Genomic DNA, 18,380 nt, shown 5'->3' with positions numbered 1-18,380 from the left:
ATTGTTAGGCATGGTCTCTATGTCAACCTTGTTCATTATATGACAACATTCTACATAACCTCGACCGAAGCTGAACCTCAAAGAGCATTATAACGTAAAAAATAAATGCTTGCATTACTCAGCATCCCATCCATATCACAACTTTCAAGAAGTATTAAATATGAAGAGAGGCGGAAATGAAGACTGAAAAATTTGTTGGATTTTCTCTTTTAAATTGGACACTTACAGAATAGTTTCGGTCAAATTGGAGAATCCTATCCATAAGGTGGTGAAGTTATGAAAAAGAAAACAGTAGCGGTTACGACCATATTTTTTGCTTTTTTTGGCTTTGCGTGGATGGTGGAAACCGAAGACCGATTCAATCGTGGATTTATTGAATCCGAAGATCCGACGAGCATGAACATCACGCCGGTTCAATATGGTGAAACAGAAGAAGTGGAAGAAGAGTTGAAGAAAGAACCTGTCCGTGGAAGACAACCATTTGGGTCCAGGGAATATATCAGAGTTGTTCCACATTCCAACATTCATCAATGAAGCTGTCCTTTCTTTGATTTCAGAAGGGGCAGTTTTTTATTTGTAAACGGCTGGATAGATAGGCATTTTGTCATCGTTCCTTCTGTTTCTATACCCTTTTCAAGATACCCATAAACGATTATGATGAGAGTGGATGTAGAATCGTAATGGGAGAGTTTTGAGTGAAAAATACATATTTAACAAGTTATTTACCCCTTTTTTCAATATTATTGTTCAGCCTTACATTTTCCGTATACGGTGTGGAGGTATTTGTAGACATATTTAAAAAGATTGGTGTTTATCCCGGAATGAGGGAGTTTTTATCTGATATCCAACTTAAGCTAGCTATCCTGATTCTGTTAATGGTCGCGTTTTTCATGGTGTTTGCCGCTTTGAAGCTGATTGCAGAGACCATTAATGGTGTATCGATGCTGTTTTTTGCCACAGATTCTGATGGTCAATTGTATAATCTTGTTCGTTCAGGATCCATGATTTATTTCATCGGGGGCCTTGTGTCTGTTGTAAGCCTGAAGTCCTTCCTGGGCCTTCTCGTCATCTTTGCAGTTAGTTCAATCGCTTATTTTATTTATTTTGTTTATAAAATAAGTCCGTCCCTCTCTAAATGGGGGATATTCGGAGTAGTGAGTTTGCAAGTATTCTCATGGTCATCGTTATTTTTGACGATTTTCTTCGTATTTCTAAAGCTATATAACGGAGTGATGGCCAGCTTGCCGATTATGTCAAAGGTGAAATTATAATGGAAATAGAATCAGAGACAAACGAGTCTTAGTCATAGAAAAATCCGAACGATCATTCGAAATTCTATTGTGAAAATCGAAATCGTTCGGATTTTTTATTGCGAAAACATATGTCATGAATATAGCTGGTTCTAGCTATTGATTGGAGTGCAAGACGAAGACTCCTACGGGAAAAGCGGAATAGGTGAGACCCCACAGGAGCGTCAGCGACGAGGAGGCTCACCGGCCGCCCGAGGAAAGCAAAGTCTTGCACGGAAATCAACAGCGGTGTTTAGAAATCATAACAGGTCACTCATTCAGGTTGTTCGTTTTTCGATTGAATGGATTTCGTTATATCCTTGCATATTTTTTTCTCGCGAGGATCATTCCATGATTTCCTTCCAGATGTTATGACTTGGACGCTGTCGTTCGATCGCACTCATGTCACGGGGGATATCATGCCCGACCCACACACCAGTTGTAAGGGTATCGGTCAAGCCTATCACCCAATAATCATGATAATTATTCGTCGTCCCGGTTTTGATTCCCACATAAGGCTTGGATACGTATGCGGCTCGTCCGGTTCCGGTTGTTGCCCCCTCATGGAGCATTTTCCGAAGTTTCGATGTGGTATCACTCGACCAAACCTTTTTCGGTTCCTTTTTCCATTGATAGATGACTTTGCCCTGGGAGTCCTTTACATGAATGATGGCGTGACTCTCCTGATAGCTTCCATCAATAAATGACGTATAGGCATCCGTTAATTCAAGGGGACTCATTCCATACGTGAAACCACCTATGGAAGAGGCGTATGTTTTGTCATCGCTTATCACCCTTTCAAAGGAAAAAGGGGAGATGGATTGGAAGGCTCCTTCTATCCCGACTTTTTCCATAAGACGAACAGCCGATCCATTATAAGATTGTGCCAGGGCTTGATTCAATGTCACAGTACCCGGTTGGACTCCTCCGTAGTTGATCGGACAATAGTCACCGATGCAATATTGATTGGCGTTTACCTTGTCATAGATCCCTGCCTTGAATTTCTCGATATAGGGAGCGTATACAAGGAGGGGCTTTATAACCGAACCAGGTTGTCGAAAGGCTTGAAACGCGTGATTGAAATTATACTTTTTGTAGTTCCTTCCACCCGATAAGGCAACGATGCTCCGTGTCTTGTTGTCGATGGTGACGGTTGCTCCCTGTAATTCTTTCTGGAGCTGCGCATTCAGTGCATGGACGCTCTTCTGTTGAAGGATGGGGTCCAAGGCTGTTTGAATCCGTACCCCGGATGAAATGACCTCCTGAAAACGCTCCTCCAGCTTTTCTGCAATGCGATTTTTTTCCTCTTGTGAAGAAGCGTTTTCCATTTCCACTTTGAAGCCTTCGTTTCGTGCAATCAATTCTTTTAACTCATTTTCAACATAGAAGGCATAGTCTGGATAAAGATCGGTTCTCTTACGAACATTCAGGGAAATCGGAACCTTCTTCCATTTCTCCGCATCATCACTGGATAACTTCCCTGTACTCACAAGAATATCAAGGAGTCGTTCCTGACGAATCTTTGCTTGATCGAAATGGTCCAGTGGATCATATTTTCCAGGGTTATTTGGTATCGATGCAAGAAACGTCATCTCCGCTTGATTGAGCTCAGTGACACTTTTCTGGAAATAGTATTGGGAAGCTGTTTCAATTCCATATACTCCATTACTGAAGTAAATTACATTCATATACAGCTCCAAAATCTCATCCTTTGATAAGGACTGTTCGATTTCATGGGCGTAGAATAGCTCGGTCAATTTTCGGTTGTATGTTTTTTCCTGTCCTAAATATAAGTTGCGGGCCAGCTGCTGCGTAATGGTGCTGCCGCCCTGCTGAATGTGGGTGAACACCAGGTTTTTCACGACAGCCCGCAGGATCGCACCCGCATCGAAGCCGACGTGCTCGTAAAAGTGCTGATCTTCTGAAGCGACCAGAATATCCTTTAGGAATGGTGGAATCTGTTCATCCGGCACATAGAGGCGATAAGGACGATTTACCTCTGAAAATATCTTTCCGTTTTGATCCAGGAGCAGGCTCGTACGATTTAAATCGATCGTATCCGTACTCACTGCATGTTCTAACTCGTGTTGAAAGCTCTGAACCTTCTTCCACTCATCCGTTGCAAAAAACAACGTGGAAAAAAAGATGAGCATAAGCCCGATCACCGTTACATAACCTGCAAAAACTCTCATATCTCACTCTACTTTTCTAGTAATCTCTCACATGGCTGGTAGTTTCAGAATGACGTATACTCCACCATAATAATCCAAACGCTCCCAAGAATAAAGCACCTGTTACATAAAATACGGAAGAAATGCCAATATATCCGGATACGATGCCGCCAAAGGCAGGACCGATCACATTTCCGAGAAATCGAAAACTTTGATTATACCCGAGAACCTCCCCCTGCATGCTTAATGGGGCCTCCTGACGGATATAAGCCGTGACGCAGGGGATCATGCCTCCGATGGCTATCCCGAACAGGAACCGGAACAGAACAAGCTGCCACAGTTCGACTGCCAGTGCCTGTGGAACGATGAAGATGGAGGCAAGAATGAGTAGGATTGACAATACCTTTTCATACCCGATATCGTCACCGAGCTGTCCCCATCGTCTCGTCGCAATCAAATTTCCGAATCCAGTAGCTGAGAAGGCAATCCCGGCTAAAAAGGCAAGATTCGTAGATGAGGTGAGTTCATCGACATATAGGGCCAGAAGCGGCTGAATGCTGAAATTCGCCACTTGAATAAGGAAAGAAAGCAGTAATACAGTCACGAGTAATTTGTGGCTGAATATATGCTGCAGGACTTCTTTACTGGAATACTTATTTCTTTGATTTCTCTGCTCTTTGCTGCGCTCCTCATTAATCCCAATTAAGACAACGGTGGCAGCGGTTGCTATGGCAATGGAAGTGAAAATGAATGTATAAGAAAATCCTACATTGTCTGCTAGTAGGCCGCCGATCACCGGTCCGAATAAGCCGCCTGAAACAGTTCCCATCTGAAGGGTGCCAAGGGTTCGTCCAGCTTCTTCTTTAGGGGTCTGGGATGAGATAAGGGCCATAGAGGTAGGAATGAAGCCTGTCACTGCCCCCATGATCATCCGAAGTATAAACAGTCCCCATACCGAGTCCATAAAGCCCATCAAGAAAATGGACGTGGCAATCCCATAGCCCGTGATGAGAAGGATCGGTTTGTAGCCAAACCGGTCGCCGATCCGTCCCCATAGTGGAGAAATGAAGAATGCCGTCAAGAACGTAACCCCAAATACAAAACCTGACCAGCGCTGCACATATTCGTGACTGTAAGTGCCGAATGTTTCAATATAAAGTGATAAAAAGGGCAGAACCATGGTTGCACTTGCTGCCACCAGAAAATTGGCCATAAGCATGATCGTCAAATTCTTTTTTTTGTTGGTAATGGTTAACACCTTCTAATTGGATTTTATTTCGGTTACCTAAATATTCATTTTATTAAAGATCTGACTCAGAGTCCAACAAATAACATTTATTACTGTGGAAAACCCGGAATTAGTCATAATTTCTAGGCTTAGCATGATATAATGTAAGAATAAGAGGTATGGAGAAACGGCGTATTATTTGAAGATGACGGTTTTCCGAGCGTGATAAAGCAAGGACTTTGAAATACAACCATCATCCATCGTGAAAAAATTCTTTTATTATAGATGAATTGGGGTCTTATCTACATTTTGAGGAGGGAGTTTAAGTGGCGAAAGCGGAACAGCTGGTGTTTATAGATTTTGAGTTTTCTATGCCCGAACGACATAGAGTCCCCAAAGGTTTCTTCCCTGAAATCATCGAAGCCGGGGTAGTGGTTGTAGAGAATGGGAAAGTGTCAGATACGTTTTCATCATACGTAAAACCGACTGCATTTCCCAGACTGACCAACCGGTGCAAACGATTCTTATCCATTAGCCAGAATGAAGTTGATTCAGGGATATCGTTTCAATGCCTGATTGATTACTTTAAAGGATTAAATGACAAGGGTGTCGCGAAGGTAGTGACGTGGGGAAATATGGATATGAAGGTACTGCGAGATAATTGTGCCCAGTCCGGCATACCATTTCCTTTCCAAGCTCACTTCGTCGATTTATCCATGGAATACAAGCGCTTCTTTGGTGATCAAAACCAAACGGGTCTTTGGAAAGCGGTCCAGGAATATGGAAGGGAAGGAGTAGGTAAGCATCATAAAGCATTGGATGATGCACTAACCACGCAACATATCTACAATTTAGTCGAAAAGGACAAAAAATACCTCGACAAAGCCGAGCCCACCACCATCGGGGACAGAATCGACCTCTCCAAATTCTATAATCAGCTCGCATGACAAGACGAGGGACGGACCTTCACGTTGAAGGTCCGTCCCTCGTCTTTGTTTAAAATGTGAGGTTATACATCAGTTCGTATTCCCTTTGAATGGATTGCAGGGTTTCCAGACTCTTTAGGGCATGAGGGGAAGCATCGTTTTCGAGTTCGTTCTTTAGAGTCAAGTAGGTTTGAATCAAGGTTTCATTGTAATCAGGGACGTCACCATCAAATGGTTTGACCATTTTCTCGGGCATATTGGCGCGCTCACCGTGTGCAAGGGCTTTACGTTCATGGAATAAGGGAACGTCCACCTCTTGGGGATTGTGCAAGTCGCCTTGCCGGGGATGCTTTAGAACAGCAAGGATCTTTACCACATAGGCACCGGGGCGTTCGCCCGTGACTTCCCCGATATACTTACCGGTTTTATAAAAAGCTGTGACATAATCACCAATTTGAATGTTTTTCATAAAAAACCTCCTCTATTACATCGATCTCTATTATAATGAAAACAGAATGAAACTGAGAAATAACTACTATAAAGGTAACATGTGGAGGTACATATATGAAGCGTTTAATGATCGTCATCCTATGTTTACTAGGTTTAGTCCTTGCTGCTTGTGGACAAACAGAAAAAGGAGATACCACAAAAGATAAGCAGAAAGCAGACGAGAAGACTGCAGAAGAATCCAAAGGAGATGAAAATATGACATATCCTCAGCTTACGACAGAAGTTGCTGAAAACGAAAAATTAGTCGAAATGAACACATCAATGGGAACCATCAAAATCAAATTATTCCCCGAGCAAGCGCCTAAAACGGTGGAAAACTTTATCACTCATAGTGAAGAGGGCTATTATGACGGATTGAAATTCCATCGTGTCATCAAAGACTTTATGATTCAAGGTGGAGACCCGAACGGAAACGGAACGGGTGGAGAAAGCATTTATGGTGAATCATTTGAAGATGAATTCTCACCGGAATTATTCAATCTTCGCGGTGCACTTTCCATGGCCAATGCAGGTCCTGACACGAATGGAAGTCAATTCTTCATCGTTCAAAAAAGTGACATCGATCCGCAATTGGAAGACCAAATGAAATCTGCGGGATTCCCGGCAGAAATCATCGACGCATACATGGAAAATGGCGGTACCCCTTGGCTGGATCAAAAACACACTGTATTTGGACAAGTGGTTGACGGAATGGACATTGTGGATAAAATCGCGAATGTAGAAGTCGGCGCAAACGATCTGCCGAAAGAAGATGTTGTGATCAAGAACATCAAAGTTGTAAAATAATCGTTGAATAGCTGTGAACCCCATTAATGGGTTCGCAGCTTTTTTTATGGAGAGAATGAGTGAGTATTTCCTCGGAAATTGTCGGATGACCGTTCATTAAATCGTTAAAAACGTGACCAATTGAAGTTGGTTTGTCCTTTGCAGTGTTGTTATAATGGACAAAGAGTTTGTTTTTCGAAAGGAGCTTACCATGCTTTCTTCATTTGTATTGAATTTATTTCTCTATTTTCCTGAAGATAAGACAGAATATATCCCAGCCGCCATCACGATGGCCATCTTTGTAATCGCTGCCCTCTTGACATTCCGCATCATCCAGAAAGCTTCAAAGCGAGAAGAATTGAAAACGAAGAAAATGGAAGAAGAAGCAAGGATTCAGAAGAGAACAGAATGATGATAAAACCGAAACACGCCTTTGAGCGTGTTTTTTTTGATTTAGGTGCTGTACTTCCTTTATAGAAGTACGAATAATTTTCACCGCGGGAGTCAACAATGGTGTAAGAGTATGCAAATTTGGAGGAAGAGCATTATGAAAAAATCATCCCTATTATATATCATCATGGTGACAGTCTTAGCCAGTGGATGTGCCATTGAAAATCCTAAAAAAGTGGAAGTAGAAATGAAAAATGAGAACGGTGACGCCCTTGGTAAAGCAACACTGCAGGATCAATCAGACGGAGTGGAAATCGGGTTGGACCTCGAAGGGCTGCCACCTGGTGAGCATGGCATTCACATCCATGAAAAAGGGGTATGCAAGCGACCGGACTTTGTGTCGGCGGATAACCATTTTAATCCGGATGACACGAAACATGGACTGCTTCATCCTGAAGGTGCTCACGGCGGTGATCTCCCGAACCTCATCGTAGGGGATGACGGAACTGTGAAGGTGACACTCATGGCACCGATGGTTACGTTATCTAAGGGGAAAACATCGCTATTCACTAAAGATGGAACCTCACTTATCATCGATGAAAACAAGGATGATGGAATGACACAGCCTTCTGGAGACTCTGGGAAGCGAATTGCTTGCGGAGTGATTAAGAGTGATAAAAAATAATAATAGACGGTTAGGCATAAAAATGTACCAGGTACAATCGGATCGATTGTACCTGGTACATTTTTTTATTCAGGGCACTCTCAAGATAGACATTCACCTTATTCGAGTGCGGCCTTTAATCTTTCCAACCCATCTAGAAGCGTCTTTCGTGGACAAGCAATATTCATCCGGACAAAGCCTTCCCCTCCCGGTCCGTATTTCGTACCGGGTTCCAATGCGAGCTTTCCTTTATCCAGCAATCGGTTTTTCAAATCCTCATCGGATAATTCCAATTTCGTACAATCAATCCAAAGTAAATAAGTCCCTTCAGGATCAACAAGCTTCAATTCGGGAAGATGTTCTTCAAGAAAGTCCTTCGTCACTCTGACATTTTCCTGCAGATATTCCAGGATTTCTTCCAGCCATTCTTCTCCATGACGATAGGCTGCTTCCATTCCTATGATTCCAAACGTATTGAGGGTGAAGAATCCCTGCTTCCTATGAATAGAAGCGATTTTTTCCCGGATATCCGGATTGGGTGTGATCATGGCTGATGCCTGTAACCCGGCAAGATTGAACGTCTTGCTTGGAGCAATGCAGGTAATGGTCATATCACGAAAAGTATCATTTAGTGTTGCAAGTGGAGTATGGGTGTGGCTTTTATAAACTAAATCAGAATGAATCTCATCTGACACAATCACCACGTTGTATTTCTGACATAGTTCAGCCATCTTGGTGAGTTCTTCCTTCTTCCATACCCGTCCGCTCGGATTGTGAGGGTTGCAAAGGAGGAATAGCTTCACTCCGGTTTTAAGGGATTCTTCAAAAGCTTGAAAATCAATGGAATAGTTTCCGTCATGATACTCCAATTGAGTATTCACGATTTCCCGGCCATTGTCTTCTACCAGGGAGAAAAAAGGGGTGTATACCGGTGATTGGACCAGTACTTTATCGGATGGTTCAGTGAGTGCCTGGATAATGGTTGAGATGGCAGGGACGACTCCTGGGCTGTATTGCAGCCATGTTTTGTCTATTTCCCACCCATGTCGCCTTTTCATCCAGTCTTTGATACTGTCGGCTGTCAAATCCCCTACAAAGGTGTAGCCGAAGATTCCGTGCTCCAGCCTGTTCTTAAGTGCCCCCAACACGTCCTTTGGAGGCAGGAAATCCATGTCTGCCACCCACATCGGGAGGACATCGTCTCTTCCAAACACTGTTTTGGTTAGATCCCATTTAACAGAGGATGACCCTCTACGGTCAATGATTTCTTCAAATTTGCTCATCGGAAAATCCCCTTTCCATTATGTATTTATAGTCTAATCATATGATGGAAACGATAAAGATGGAAATCATATGTTTAGCATCTTTACTGATAAGCATCTTCAAAAACAAATAAGAAAGAAAAAAGGGACTTCTCCCTACGTTTCAGAAATAAGCGTTTGGGATAGTCCATTTTGAAATAGTGGTTCAGAGTGAGCTTCATCCGAAACTGCTTCTTCAGTTGAAGAGATAAATGCATAAATATGCTCCAATACTTCCGTTGGCTTTTCTTCTGGGACGAGGTGACCCGTTTCTTTCAGGACCACCAGCTTCGAGTTCGGGATATCCTCATTCAGCCTGTGCCCTGTTGACAAAGGCACTACCCTGTCATGCTCTCCCCAAACAAGAAGGCAGGGGGTTTGGATGTTTTTTAGGTCGTTCACCGATAGATCCCCTTCACGGTCCCGGATCATCCTCGTCAAGGCCTTGAAGATATCATCCTCCAGGAAAGGCTTCAGATAACCAAACATCATTTCATCATCGATTAAAGTAGAATCATGCACGACGTTTTCTAGGTTATTTCGCACCCCGGAACGGGTAAGCCACAGTTTTACATAAAGATGGAAAAATGGGATGTGGCTCAACATCGTAATGGGCCAATTCATCCTCTTCAAGTATCCTGAACTGCATAAGAGAACGCCTTTTTCTACTAGGGAAGGGGCTTTTTTCATAACGTTTAATGCGATCTGCCCACCCATGGAATGACCCGTCAAGTGAACATTGCTTACTTTTAGGTATTCCAATAAGGCGATGACCGTGTTGGCCAGGTTTTCATAAGAGTACGTAAACCGATTGTGCTTCCCGCTGTTCCCAAAGGGAGGGAGATCAATGGAAATGACATTATAATTCTCTTTTAAAAGAGGAGTTAGCCGCCTGAAGCTAAAGGTTGAGGAGAGGAAACCATGGAGAAGGACGAATGTTTCAGAGGAAGTAGGATGCTCATGGTGCTCAAAGTAAACATTTGCACCATTCACCTCAACCACTTTGGCAAAATCCAGTTCTTTCATACCTCATTTCTCCTCTCTGTCGATGTACAGATATTTTACCCGTATTTTCTCAATTAACACCTCGTTTCGAAAGTTGTAACATATCCCATCCTCTGATTGGGGAACATAACACTGCCTCTTTTCTTATGTGTGACTTCTGATATAATAAAACCATTTAGTGGTGATGAGGAGGAAGCAGAATGCAACTGAGAGAAATGGAGCTTGATTTATTAAGGATTTTACAAAAGGATGCCAGGATTTCCACTGAAGATTTAGGGAAAATGCTTCAAGTGCCAACCAAAGACATTGAAGAAGCGGTTGAAAAACTGGAAAAAGAGAATGTTCTCGTACGGTACAGTTCGGTTGTGGACTGGTCAAAGGTGGAAGGGCATGAAGGCGTCACGGCGATGATTGATGTGAAAGTGGCTCCAAAAAGGGGAGTGGGCTTTGATGAAGTGGCTCACCGTATATACCGCTATAAAGAAGTGAAAAGCGTCTATTTGATGTCTGGTGCATATGACCTTTCCGTTACAGTAGAGGGAAGATCCATGCATGAAGTGGCTACATTTGTATCGGAAAAGCTATCGACACTGGATTCTGTATTATCGACGACCACTCATTTTCAATTAAAGAAATATAAGCATGATGGAACGATTTTCGGTGATCATGGAGAAGATAGAAGAATCGTGGTGTCACCATGACAACCAAGACATCGTACATAGCGCAATCTGTGAAAAACCTGAAGCCTTCTGGAATCAGAAAATTCTTCGACCTGGCAGCTAATATGGAAGGTGTCATTTCACTGGGGGTTGGGGAACCTGATTTTGTCACTTCATGGACAGTGAGGGAGGCAGCAATCCTTTCGTTGGAACAGGGATATACTTCCTACACTGCAAACGCCGGGCTTCTTGAACTCAGGGAGAAAATAGCGACATATATGAAAAATGGATACTCAGTTGACTATGATCCGAAAACGGAAATCATCGTGACGGTAGGGGCTTCTCAGGCATTGGATATCAGTATGAGGGCCATCATCGATCAGGGGGATGAAGTGATTGTAGTGGAGCCGGGGTTCGTCTCATACGTACCTCTTGTACAATTGGCGGGAGGTGTACCTGTTACCGTAGAAACCAAGCCGGAAAATGGTTTCAAGGTAACAGCAGAAGAATTGGAAGAAGCAATCACTCCCCGGACAAAAGCTGTGTTGCTTTGTTCCCCTAACAATCCAACAGGGACGGTCCTTGAACGGGAGAATTTAGAAAGCCTGGCTAAAGTCATCCGAAAACATGATCTTGTCGTGTTTTCAGATGAAATCTATTCGGAGCTTGCCTATGATCATCATCATGTGTCGATCGCCTCTTTAGAAGAAATGAGGAAAAGGACCATCGTTATCAACGGCTTTTCGAAAGGGTTTGCCATGACGGGCTGGAGACTGGGCTATATATGTGCCCCTGTCGAGATTGCCTCTTCCTTATTGAAGATCCATCAGTACGCTATGATGTGTGCGTCTACACCTGCTCAATACGCAGCGGTCGAGGCACTGGATAAAGGAATGGACGATGTGATGGAAATGAAGAGAAGTTATCGTCATCGCCGTCACTATTTCGTAGATTCCCTGAATGAATGTGGATTAACCTGCCATACACCTGGTGGGGCATTCTATGCGTTTCCATCCATTCAAAAAACGGGGATGTCTTCAGAAGAATTTGCAGAAAAGCTATTGATGGAAGAGAAAGTGGCGGTTGTACCCGGAAATGTGTTCGGTAAAGGCGGGGAAGGGTATGTTCGCTGCTCTTATGCATCAAGCATGGAACAATTGCAGGAGGCTGTGAAACGGATCAAGCGGTTCGTGGAGAATCACAGTTAAAAGAACATGAAAGGGGCGCCGGGTACCAATCCGAATATTGGTGCCTGGCGCCTTTATTTAGACAAAAAAAATAGGACGATACCATGATCGTCCAACAAATGAAAACAAAAGGGGGAATACTTAGAAAGCTTATTTTCAGTATGTCCGCCCTTTTTTCTTTTTATACATTACTTTTATAAAAGTTTTTATGATTCGCTTTTTTCATATTTCAATTCATAGAGCATTTGCATCACGCGCAGAAAATCTTCCTCTGTGAATTCTTTGGCTTTGCGAAGGATGAGCTTTGTTCGTTTGGGTCCCAATTCCTTGATCAGCTGCTCCATTTCTGTATCGATCCCTGCAGGAGGATATTCTTTCATTTCCCGTTCCATGAGTTCGGAAGCGGGGATATCGAGAACGGTGGAAAGTTTAAGAATCGTTTGTGTATCAGGGATTTGCAAATCGGATTCATATTTTTCAATCGTTTGCGTACCCAATCTTGCCCGTAATGCAAGTTCCTGCTGAGACAATTTACGCTCTTCTCTTACTCGTTTCAGATTCTGACCAAAATGTGACATGCCAAAGTCCCTCCTCATAAAATTCCTTCCTTATATCTATAGTGTATCACCATTTGGAAAAAATTAGCCCGGGAATACGTGAACAAAATGTTAAATAAATAAGAGGTCCGTCCCTCAAACTGAGGGACGGACCTCTTAGATTCATGATAAGAAAACGAGTACGATGGCTACTGGTACGATGTAGCGCAGGAGGAAGATCCAGCTGTTGAAGAGGCCGGTGGATATGGATGAACCTGATTGAAGTTCGTTCCAGACGTCCTCGCGCTTTAAACGGTACGATACGAAAATAGAAATGAGTAATGCTCCTATCGGTAAGCCGAAATTACTCGTGATATAATCGGCAAAGTCAAAAAAGTTCTTTCCTCCGATAAGGAATTCATCGAAAACACCAAATGACAGGGCACTCGGGATACCTGCGATGAATACTAGGATCCCGATCAGCCACGTAAAAGGCATTCGCTTCTTCTGATTTCCTTTTGATAGGGCAGCTACCCCGATCTCGAGGATGGAGAAGGCCGATGTCAGGGTGGCAAACAATAACAGGATCAAAAATACAGTTAAGAATATGCCCCCAAAGGCCATCTCATTGAAGACGGCGGGAAGGACGACAAAGGCAATCCCGGGACCTTCATCTGGCTTAAAACCTAGAGCATATACGGCCGGGAAAATGACCAGTCCAGCAAGTAATGAGATAAAGATATTCAGTCCTGAAACACTGATGGCGGACCTTGGCATGCTGTCCTCTTTCGATAGATAGGATGCATACGTCACCATGACGGAAAGACCCACAGTTAAAGCGAAGAATGCCTGACCTAACGCAAGTAAAACCGTTTCCCCGTTTAAGTAACTCCAATCCGGGAGCAACAGGAAGCGGACCCCTTCCATCGCGCCTTCAAGCGTCAGAGATCGAATCACCAGAATAATAAATAAGATGAATAATGCCGGCATCATATATCGGCTAGCACGTTCAATCCCTTTTTGGATCCCGCCTTGTACAACAAGAATGGTGAGGACGATAAAGGCGAACTGGGCAATCATCACTTCTTTAGGGTTTGCTATGATACTTTCAAACAATGCCCCATACTGTTCTTGAGACATTCCGCTCAGGGAGCCTGTCAAACTTCTGGCCAAATAGGAAAGAATCCATCCCCCGACTACACTGTAAAAGGATAGGATGATGAAAGACACTACAGTGCCCAGATAACCGATCCAGTGCCATTTCGAATTTGGGGCCAGTATTTTATATGAAGTGACGGCATCTGCGCCTGCACGCCTCCCGATGACAAATTCAGCGAGAAGAATGGGGGCTCCGATTAATACAGTAAATAGAATAAAGAGCAAGAAGAAAACACCCCCACCATTCGCACCAGCCATATAAGGGAATTTCCAGATGGCGCCGAGCCCGATTGCGGAACCTGCCGCTGCCAGAATAAAGCCTAACTTAGAAGTCCATTGATCTTTCTTAGCCATACCTAAGATCCTCCTTTCAAAAAATAAGATTTTTCAATCGTACTATGTTTTAGTAGCCCTGTACACCGGATTTTAAATTTTCAATAAATGGGGTAAAGGAATGAAAAGGCAGTATGAGAGTAGTTGAATTTCCATTTATTATGTGTGCAAACGCTTAAATTCATTACTTTTCAACTAATTTTTAGAAAAGAAGTCAAAAAGATGTTAAATAGGCTGGAAATTTTCGCAATATGTAGTATACTAATTGTAACAAAACGTTCACAAAGTATTCTTTTTTTCGCCACAATTGAAAGCGTTTACTAAGAGATTGGAGGAATTAGAAATGGATGTCTTTCTTGTATATCTATTCGTCGCAACAGCAACCCCGCTTTTTCTATGGGTCGAGCATCGTAAATGGGCGGTTCTTCACATCCCATTCGTTATAGCATTATGGTCAGTCTTTATCTATTATGTAGCCGTACCGGAGCTCGGAGGCTGGGGACATGTAACATTATGGAGCCTGTTTGTTGCCAATCTTGCTTTCGCACATATCGCAGCCTTCATGTTATATGCCGTTCCATTTATTCAAAAGCAAAGAAAGAAAAGATCAACGGCTATCAAAAACGTTTAGTCTGACCCATTGATGAGTGGGTCGGTCTTTTTTTTTGTTTTAAAAAGAGAAAAAAGAAAATACGTCATCAGATAGTATTTGCCTGAACAGGAAGTGCGTTCGATAGATCCTTATGATCGCTGGGGTTACACTGTTTTAAGAATATGAATAATGGGGAAGCATAACTAGTGAGAATGCAATGATAGACGGATGATAGAATATGGATGTAATGGAAAAGAATATATCTTTGCCGAAATTCCGATTCTATGATATAATCTACAATTGCGTGTAAAGACGAAAAATAATATATATACTAGGAGTGTTACCATGACTACAAAATTCGAAACAGGATCTGTTGTAACAGGTAAAGTTACAGGCATTCAACCATACGGTGCATTCGTTGCACTTGACGAAGAAACTCAAGGATTAGTTCACATCTCTGAAATCACTCACGGATTCGTTAAAGACGTTAGTGAGCACCTTTCAGTAGGCGATGAAGTAAAGGTTAAAGTATTATCAGTGGACGAAGCAGCTGGTAAGATCAGCCTTTCTATCCGTGCTACAGAAGAAGCTCCTGCTCCACAGGCAAAGCCTGCAGCAGCGAAAAAGCCTCGTCGTCAAGGAAGTGTGAAACCAGCAGCTGAAGAAACTACTCCAGCAGGCTTCAACACTCTTAAAGACAAGCTTGAAGAGTGGATCGAGCAATCTGAACGTGAAGATCTAATCAAGAAATAATATAATGATAAAAAGACTGCCTTTCTAAAAGGTAGTCTTTTTTATTGGCTTTTTCCGCAAAGATTGTTGTTATTTATACACAAACTTTGATTTACGAATGCTCTGCCATTTAGGGTGTGCAGGAGGGTGAGGGGAACTGCTCCGCTTTCCACGGACGTTCGGCCGAGCCTCCTCAGCAAAGAACGCTTCCGGGGTCTCGGCACGCCCGTTTTCCGTAGGAGTCTGCGCAGTTCCCTTCACCCTCTAAAGTAGCAAGTGTTGACAGAGCAAAGAGGTAAATGAACATCAGTTAAGAAAGAGTATTGGCTATAATCGGTCAAAAAGAAGGGTTGATATAAATAATCTTGAATTTTCACTGTTATAGTGAACACTTAGACTTTTAAAGTTGATTGGAGCGGAAGGTGCTCGACTCCTGCGGGAAACGCTCACCGCCAGCCCCGCGGAAAGCGAGCACCTGGAGTGGAAATCAACCACTACTCGCTACATCCAAAGCAACAATCTTTATAATACAACTTTTTATTATATCAAACTCCTTACAATTCCAAGAATTCCTTATATAAAAGAGGATTTTCCCAATATAGTATAGAATAAATACTAATAGAAGATGAAATGGGGGAGGTGGCAAGACTTGAAAGAGAAAATACGTGATCTTATAGCAGACAATGAATGCACCCATGTTCTATATGCCTATCAGGATAGAGAAAAGTATTTGAAAAATGCCATCATTTATACTCTCGAAGGAATTGAAATGGGGGAAACTGTCATTTTAATTGAAAACGAGAGGAATATGAACGTACTACAAAAACATCTAAACAGACAATTAACCAGTAGTCAATTGAAGAAGGTCCACGCTATCAGTAACTTTGACTTTTATCAATCAAGTGGAAGTTATCATCCGCCAGCCATTTATGAGCAATTAATGAAAACGATCACTCCATATTTGGAAAATCAAATATCATTCAGGTCCTGGACAAATGTGGAATGGGGAACATTAGAGGATCCCTGCTCCATCATCGAGTGGTTTGAAACAGAAACTGATCGCGTAGTCCATGAGCATAAACTGAAAGTGGTCTGTGCATATGATTATGAGAAAATGCCGGAATATTTAGGAGAGGCCTTAAAGAAAAGTCATGGGCATCTGATGACGGATGAAAACATACTGTCATCAAAAGTTTACAGTGAAAGTAAATAGTCAGTGATTGAAAGCGATAATCCTTATAAGGATTATCGCTTTTTTATGAACTTTATGGGACTATTAAAAAATATATCGATAATTAACGAAAAATAAAGAATTTTTGAACAATATACTTGTCCGTACCTCCTAGATAACTTATAATGAAAATGAAAGCGCTTAAATAGTTAAAAAATACATAAATACAGGAGGATCTTAGATGCTTTATAATAACCCGAACACGGAAGGCTCGCTGGTACAATTTAAAGACAAGTATGAGAACTATATCGGTGGGGAATATGTCCCGCCGGCAAGTGGGGAATATTTTGAAAATGTATCTCCGGTAACGGGGAAGGTTTTCACCAAAATTGCCCGCTCCAATAAAGAGGATGTTGAAAAGGCATTGGATGCGGCACATGCTGCGAAAGATGCTTGGGGGAAAACCTCTGTAACTGAAAGATCCATCATCTTAAATAAAATTGCAGATCGCATGGAAGAAAACCTGGAAATGCTGGCTGTAGCTGAAACGTGGGATAATGGAAAGCCGGTTCGTGAAACAATGGCCGCAGATTTACCACTCGCGGTTGATCACTTCCGTTATTTCGCAGGTTGCATCAGAGGGCAGGAAGGATCTCTTGGTGAAATTGACAATGATACCGTTTCTTATCATTTCCATGAGCCGATCGGAGTCGTAGCCCAGATCATCCCTTGGAACTTCCCGATTCTGATGGCGGTATGGAAGATCGCTCCTGCCCTTGCTGCAGGAAACTGTGTTGTATTGAAACCGGCAGAACAAACACCGGCTTCCATCATGGTTCTTCTTGAACTGATTGAAGACCTTCTGCCTAAAGGCGTACTGAATGTAGTGCAAGGATTTGGAGTAGAAGCAGGCAAACCCCTTGCCCAAAGCAAGCGCGTTGGAAAAGTAGCCTTCACGGGTGAAACGACAACTGGGCGTCTGATCATGCAGTATGCTTCACAGAATATCATCCCTGTTACGTTGGAGCTTGGTGGTAAGTCTCCAAATATCTTCTTTGAAGATGTCATGGATCAGGATGATGACTTCCTTGATAAAGCAGTGGAAGGGTTCGTCATGTTTGCCCTTAACCAGGGAGAAGTGTGCACATGTCCATCAAGAGCACTGATTCAGGAATCAATCTACGATAAATTCATGGAACGCGCAATCGAACGCGTGAAACAGATTAAGCAGGGTAACCCGTTGGATACTGATACAATGCTCGGAGCACAGGCTTCCCAGGAGCAATTGGATAAAATCCTTTCTTATATTGAAATCGGTAAAGAAGAAGGGGCAGAAGTCCTTATTGGCGGAGAGCAGAATAAACTGGAAGGCGATCATGAATCCGGATTCTATGTAAAGCCTACAGTCTTCAAAGGCAACAACAAAATGCGCATTTTCCAAGAAGAAATCTTCGGACCGGTTGTTTCTGTTACAACCTTCAAAACGAAGGAAGAAGCCCTGGAAATCGCCAACGATACCCTGTATGGACTTGGAGCGGGTGTATGGACGCGTGACATGAATACTGCTTACCGTTTCGGAAGAGAGGTTCAGGCAGGTCGCGTTTGGACAAACTGTTATCATCAATACCCGGCACATGCAGCATTCGGTGGCTACAAAATGTCAGGTATCGGTCGTGAAAACCATAAAATGATGCTCTCACACTATCAGCAAACAAAGAATTTACTAGTCAGCTATAGTCCTAAAGCGTTAGGATTCTTCTAAA

General features: G+C 42.7%; 19 protein-coding genes. 12 read left to right on the top strand and 7 right to left on the bottom strand.

The window, feature by feature from the left end:
• Positions 1-276: 276 nt before the first annotated feature.
• Entirely contained in the window at positions 277-534 is a 258-nt protein-coding gene (locus LCL96_RS22180) for a hypothetical protein (protein WP_224945417.1), read from the top strand.
• Between the two features lie 161 nt (positions 535-695).
• Positions 696-1,271 carry a DUF5366 family protein gene (locus tag LCL96_RS22175; RefSeq protein WP_224945415.1) on the top strand — a complete coding sequence of 192 codons (576 nt, stop codon included), beginning with the start codon at positions 696-698 and terminating at the stop codon, positions 1,269-1,271.
• A 362-nt stretch (positions 1,272-1,633) separates the two neighbouring features.
• Here the strand turns inward: LCL96_RS22175 and LCL96_RS22165 are convergent, their stop codons facing one another.
• A complete protein-coding gene (locus LCL96_RS22165) occupies positions 1,634-3,481 on the bottom strand; it encodes a transglycosylase domain-containing protein (protein ID WP_224945411.1) in 1,848 nt (615 codons plus the stop codon).
• Between the two features lie 16 nt (positions 3,482-3,497).
• Complete coding sequence (locus tag LCL96_RS22160) at positions 3,498-4,709, bottom strand: MFS transporter (RefSeq protein WP_224945462.1); 1,212 nt, start codon at positions 4,707-4,709, stop codon at positions 3,498-3,500.
• A 305-nt stretch (positions 4,710-5,014) separates the two neighbouring features.
• On the opposite strand from LCL96_RS22160, the gene kapD reads away from it, so the two are divergent.
• The gene (gene kapD, locus LCL96_RS22155) at positions 5,015-5,635 is read left to right on the top strand and encodes a 3'-5' exonuclease KapD (protein WP_224945408.1); all 621 of its coding nucleotides are present in this window, start codon (positions 5,015-5,017) and stop codon (positions 5,633-5,635) included.
• A 49-nt stretch (positions 5,636-5,684) separates the two neighbouring features.
• On the opposite strand, the gene LCL96_RS22150 is transcribed toward kapD, so the two are convergent.
• Entirely contained in the window at positions 5,685-6,083 is a 399-nt protein-coding gene (locus tag LCL96_RS22150) for a kinase-associated lipoprotein B (RefSeq protein ID WP_224945407.1), read from the bottom strand.
• A 95-nt stretch (positions 6,084-6,178) separates the two neighbouring features.
• Here LCL96_RS22150 and LCL96_RS22145 point away from each other — a divergent pair, with 95 nt between their 5' ends.
• From LCL96_RS22145 to LCL96_RS22135, 3 genes are all read left to right on the top strand, one after another.
• The gene (locus tag LCL96_RS22145; RefSeq protein WP_224945405.1) at positions 6,179-6,910 is read left to right on the top strand and encodes a peptidylprolyl isomerase; all 732 of its coding nucleotides are present in this window, start codon (positions 6,179-6,181) and stop codon (positions 6,908-6,910) included.
• Between the two features lie 190 nt (positions 6,911-7,100).
• Positions 7,101-7,301, top strand: a complete 201-nt coding sequence (locus tag LCL96_RS22140; RefSeq protein ID WP_224945403.1) for a hypothetical protein — start codon at positions 7,101-7,103, stop codon at positions 7,299-7,301.
• Between the two features lie 135 nt (positions 7,302-7,436).
• Positions 7,437-7,964 carry a superoxide dismutase family protein gene (locus tag LCL96_RS22135; RefSeq protein WP_224945401.1) on the top strand — a complete coding sequence of 176 codons (528 nt, stop codon included), beginning with the start codon at positions 7,437-7,439 and terminating at the stop codon, positions 7,962-7,964.
• A 98-nt stretch (positions 7,965-8,062) separates the two neighbouring features.
• Here LCL96_RS22135 and LCL96_RS22130 read toward each other — a convergent pair whose 3' ends face one another.
• Together LCL96_RS22130 and LCL96_RS22125 are read right to left on the bottom strand one after the other, a co-directional pair.
• Positions 8,063-9,226, bottom strand: coding sequence for a MalY/PatB family protein (locus LCL96_RS22130; protein WP_224945399.1), 1,164 nt, complete (start codon positions 9,224-9,226; stop codon positions 8,063-8,065).
• Between the two features lie 135 nt (positions 9,227-9,361).
• Entirely contained in the window at positions 9,362-10,270 is a 909-nt protein-coding gene (locus LCL96_RS22125; RefSeq protein WP_224945398.1) for an alpha/beta fold hydrolase, read from the bottom strand.
• A gap of 179 nt (positions 10,271-10,449) precedes the next feature.
• Between LCL96_RS22125 and LCL96_RS22120 the strand changes: the two genes are divergently transcribed.
• Together LCL96_RS22120 and LCL96_RS22115 are read left to right on the top strand one after the other, a co-directional pair.
• A complete protein-coding gene (locus LCL96_RS22120) occupies positions 10,450-10,950 on the top strand; it encodes an Lrp/AsnC family transcriptional regulator (RefSeq protein ID WP_224945397.1) in 501 nt (166 codons plus the stop codon).
• Positions 10,947-12,116: an aminotransferase gene (locus LCL96_RS22115; RefSeq protein WP_224945396.1), complete on the top strand. Its 1,170-nt coding sequence runs from the start codon at positions 10,947-10,949 to the stop codon at positions 12,114-12,116. The genes LCL96_RS22120 and LCL96_RS22115 overlap by 4 nt, the downstream gene beginning before the upstream one ends.
• Before the next feature lie 185 nt (positions 12,117-12,301).
• Here LCL96_RS22115 and LCL96_RS22110 read toward each other — a convergent pair whose 3' ends face one another.
• Both LCL96_RS22110 and LCL96_RS22105 read right to left on the bottom strand, forming a co-directional pair.
• Positions 12,302-12,673 carry a helix-turn-helix domain-containing protein gene (locus LCL96_RS22110; protein ID WP_224945395.1) on the bottom strand — a complete coding sequence of 124 codons (372 nt, stop codon included), beginning with the start codon at positions 12,671-12,673 and terminating at the stop codon, positions 12,302-12,304.
• Positions 12,674-12,814: 141 nt separating this feature from the next.
• Entirely contained in the window at positions 12,815-14,143 is a 1,329-nt protein-coding gene (locus LCL96_RS22105; protein WP_224945393.1) for a sodium-dependent transporter, read from the bottom strand.
• A 322-nt stretch (positions 14,144-14,465) separates the two neighbouring features.
• Between LCL96_RS22105 and LCL96_RS22100 the strand changes: the two genes are divergently transcribed.
• The 4 genes from LCL96_RS22100 (at position 14,466) to adh (ending at position 18,379) form a co-directional block, all read left to right on the top strand.
• Positions 14,466-14,753, top strand: coding sequence for a spore morphogenesis/germination protein YwcE (locus LCL96_RS22100; RefSeq protein ID WP_224945391.1), 288 nt, complete (start codon positions 14,466-14,468; stop codon positions 14,751-14,753).
• Between the two features lie 306 nt (positions 14,754-15,059).
• Complete coding sequence (yugI, locus tag LCL96_RS22095; RefSeq protein ID WP_224945389.1) at positions 15,060-15,467, top strand: S1 domain-containing post-transcriptional regulator GSP13; 408 nt, start codon at positions 15,060-15,062, stop codon at positions 15,465-15,467.
• A gap of 628 nt (positions 15,468-16,095) precedes the next feature.
• The gene (locus tag LCL96_RS22090) at positions 16,096-16,659 is read left to right on the top strand and encodes an MEDS domain-containing protein (RefSeq protein ID WP_224945387.1); all 564 of its coding nucleotides are present in this window, start codon (positions 16,096-16,098) and stop codon (positions 16,657-16,659) included.
• A 199-nt stretch (positions 16,660-16,858) separates the two neighbouring features.
• Positions 16,859-18,379, top strand: coding sequence for an aldehyde dehydrogenase (adh, locus tag LCL96_RS22085; protein WP_224945386.1), 1,521 nt, complete (start codon positions 16,859-16,861; stop codon positions 18,377-18,379).
• Position 18,380: the final 1 nt, after the last annotated feature.

Origin of the sequence: Rossellomorea aquimaris (assembly GCF_020172085.1) — a bacterium.
In the GTDB taxonomy this organism is placed as follows: Bacteria; Bacillota; Bacilli; order Bacillales; family Bacillaceae_B; genus Rossellomorea; species Rossellomorea aquimaris_E.
Note: the sequence above shows the minus strand (reverse complement) of the source record. Positions and strands in the feature narration are given on the sequence as shown.

Excerpts from the sequence above, each read along its gene's own strand:
- LCL96_RS22180 (WP_224945417.1), top strand. The coding sequence starts at position 277 with ATGAAAAAGAAAACAGTAGCGGTTACGACCATATTTTTTGCTTTTTTT.
- LCL96_RS22165 (WP_224945411.1), bottom strand. The coding sequence starts at position 3,481 with ATGAGAGTTTTTGCAGGTTATGTAACGGTGATCGGGCTTATGCTCATC.
- LCL96_RS22150 (WP_224945407.1), bottom strand. The coding sequence starts at position 6,083 with ATGAAAAACATTCAAATTGGTGATTATGTCACAGCTTTTTATAAAACC.
- LCL96_RS22145 (WP_224945405.1), top strand. The coding sequence starts at position 6,179 with ATGAAGCGTTTAATGATCGTCATCCTATGTTTACTAGGTTTAGTCCTT.
- LCL96_RS22140 (WP_224945403.1), top strand. The coding sequence starts at position 7,101 with ATGCTTTCTTCATTTGTATTGAATTTATTTCTCTATTTTCCTGAAGAT.
- LCL96_RS22135 (WP_224945401.1), top strand. The coding sequence starts at position 7,437 with ATGAAAAAATCATCCCTATTATATATCATCATGGTGACAGTCTTAGCC.
- LCL96_RS22130 (WP_224945399.1), bottom strand. The coding sequence starts at position 9,226 with ATGAGCAAATTTGAAGAAATCATTGACCGTAGAGGGTCATCCTCTGTT.
- LCL96_RS22125 (WP_224945398.1), bottom strand. The coding sequence starts at position 10,270 with ATGAAAGAACTGGATTTTGCCAAAGTGGTTGAGGTGAATGGTGCAAAT.
- LCL96_RS22120 (WP_224945397.1), top strand. The coding sequence starts at position 10,450 with ATGCAACTGAGAGAAATGGAGCTTGATTTATTAAGGATTTTACAAAAG.
- LCL96_RS22115 (WP_224945396.1), top strand. The coding sequence starts at position 10,947 with ATGACAACCAAGACATCGTACATAGCGCAATCTGTGAAAAACCTGAAG.
- LCL96_RS22110 (WP_224945395.1), bottom strand. The coding sequence starts at position 12,673 with ATGTCACATTTTGGTCAGAATCTGAAACGAGTAAGAGAAGAGCGTAAA.
- LCL96_RS22105 (WP_224945393.1), bottom strand. The coding sequence starts at position 14,143 with ATGGCTAAGAAAGATCAATGGACTTCTAAGTTAGGCTTTATTCTGGCA.
- LCL96_RS22100 (WP_224945391.1), top strand. The coding sequence starts at position 14,466 with ATGGATGTCTTTCTTGTATATCTATTCGTCGCAACAGCAACCCCGCTT.
- yugI (WP_224945389.1), top strand. The coding sequence starts at position 15,060 with ATGACTACAAAATTCGAAACAGGATCTGTTGTAACAGGTAAAGTTACA.
- adh (WP_224945386.1), top strand. The coding sequence starts at position 16,859 with ATGCTTTATAATAACCCGAACACGGAAGGCTCGCTGGTACAATTTAAA.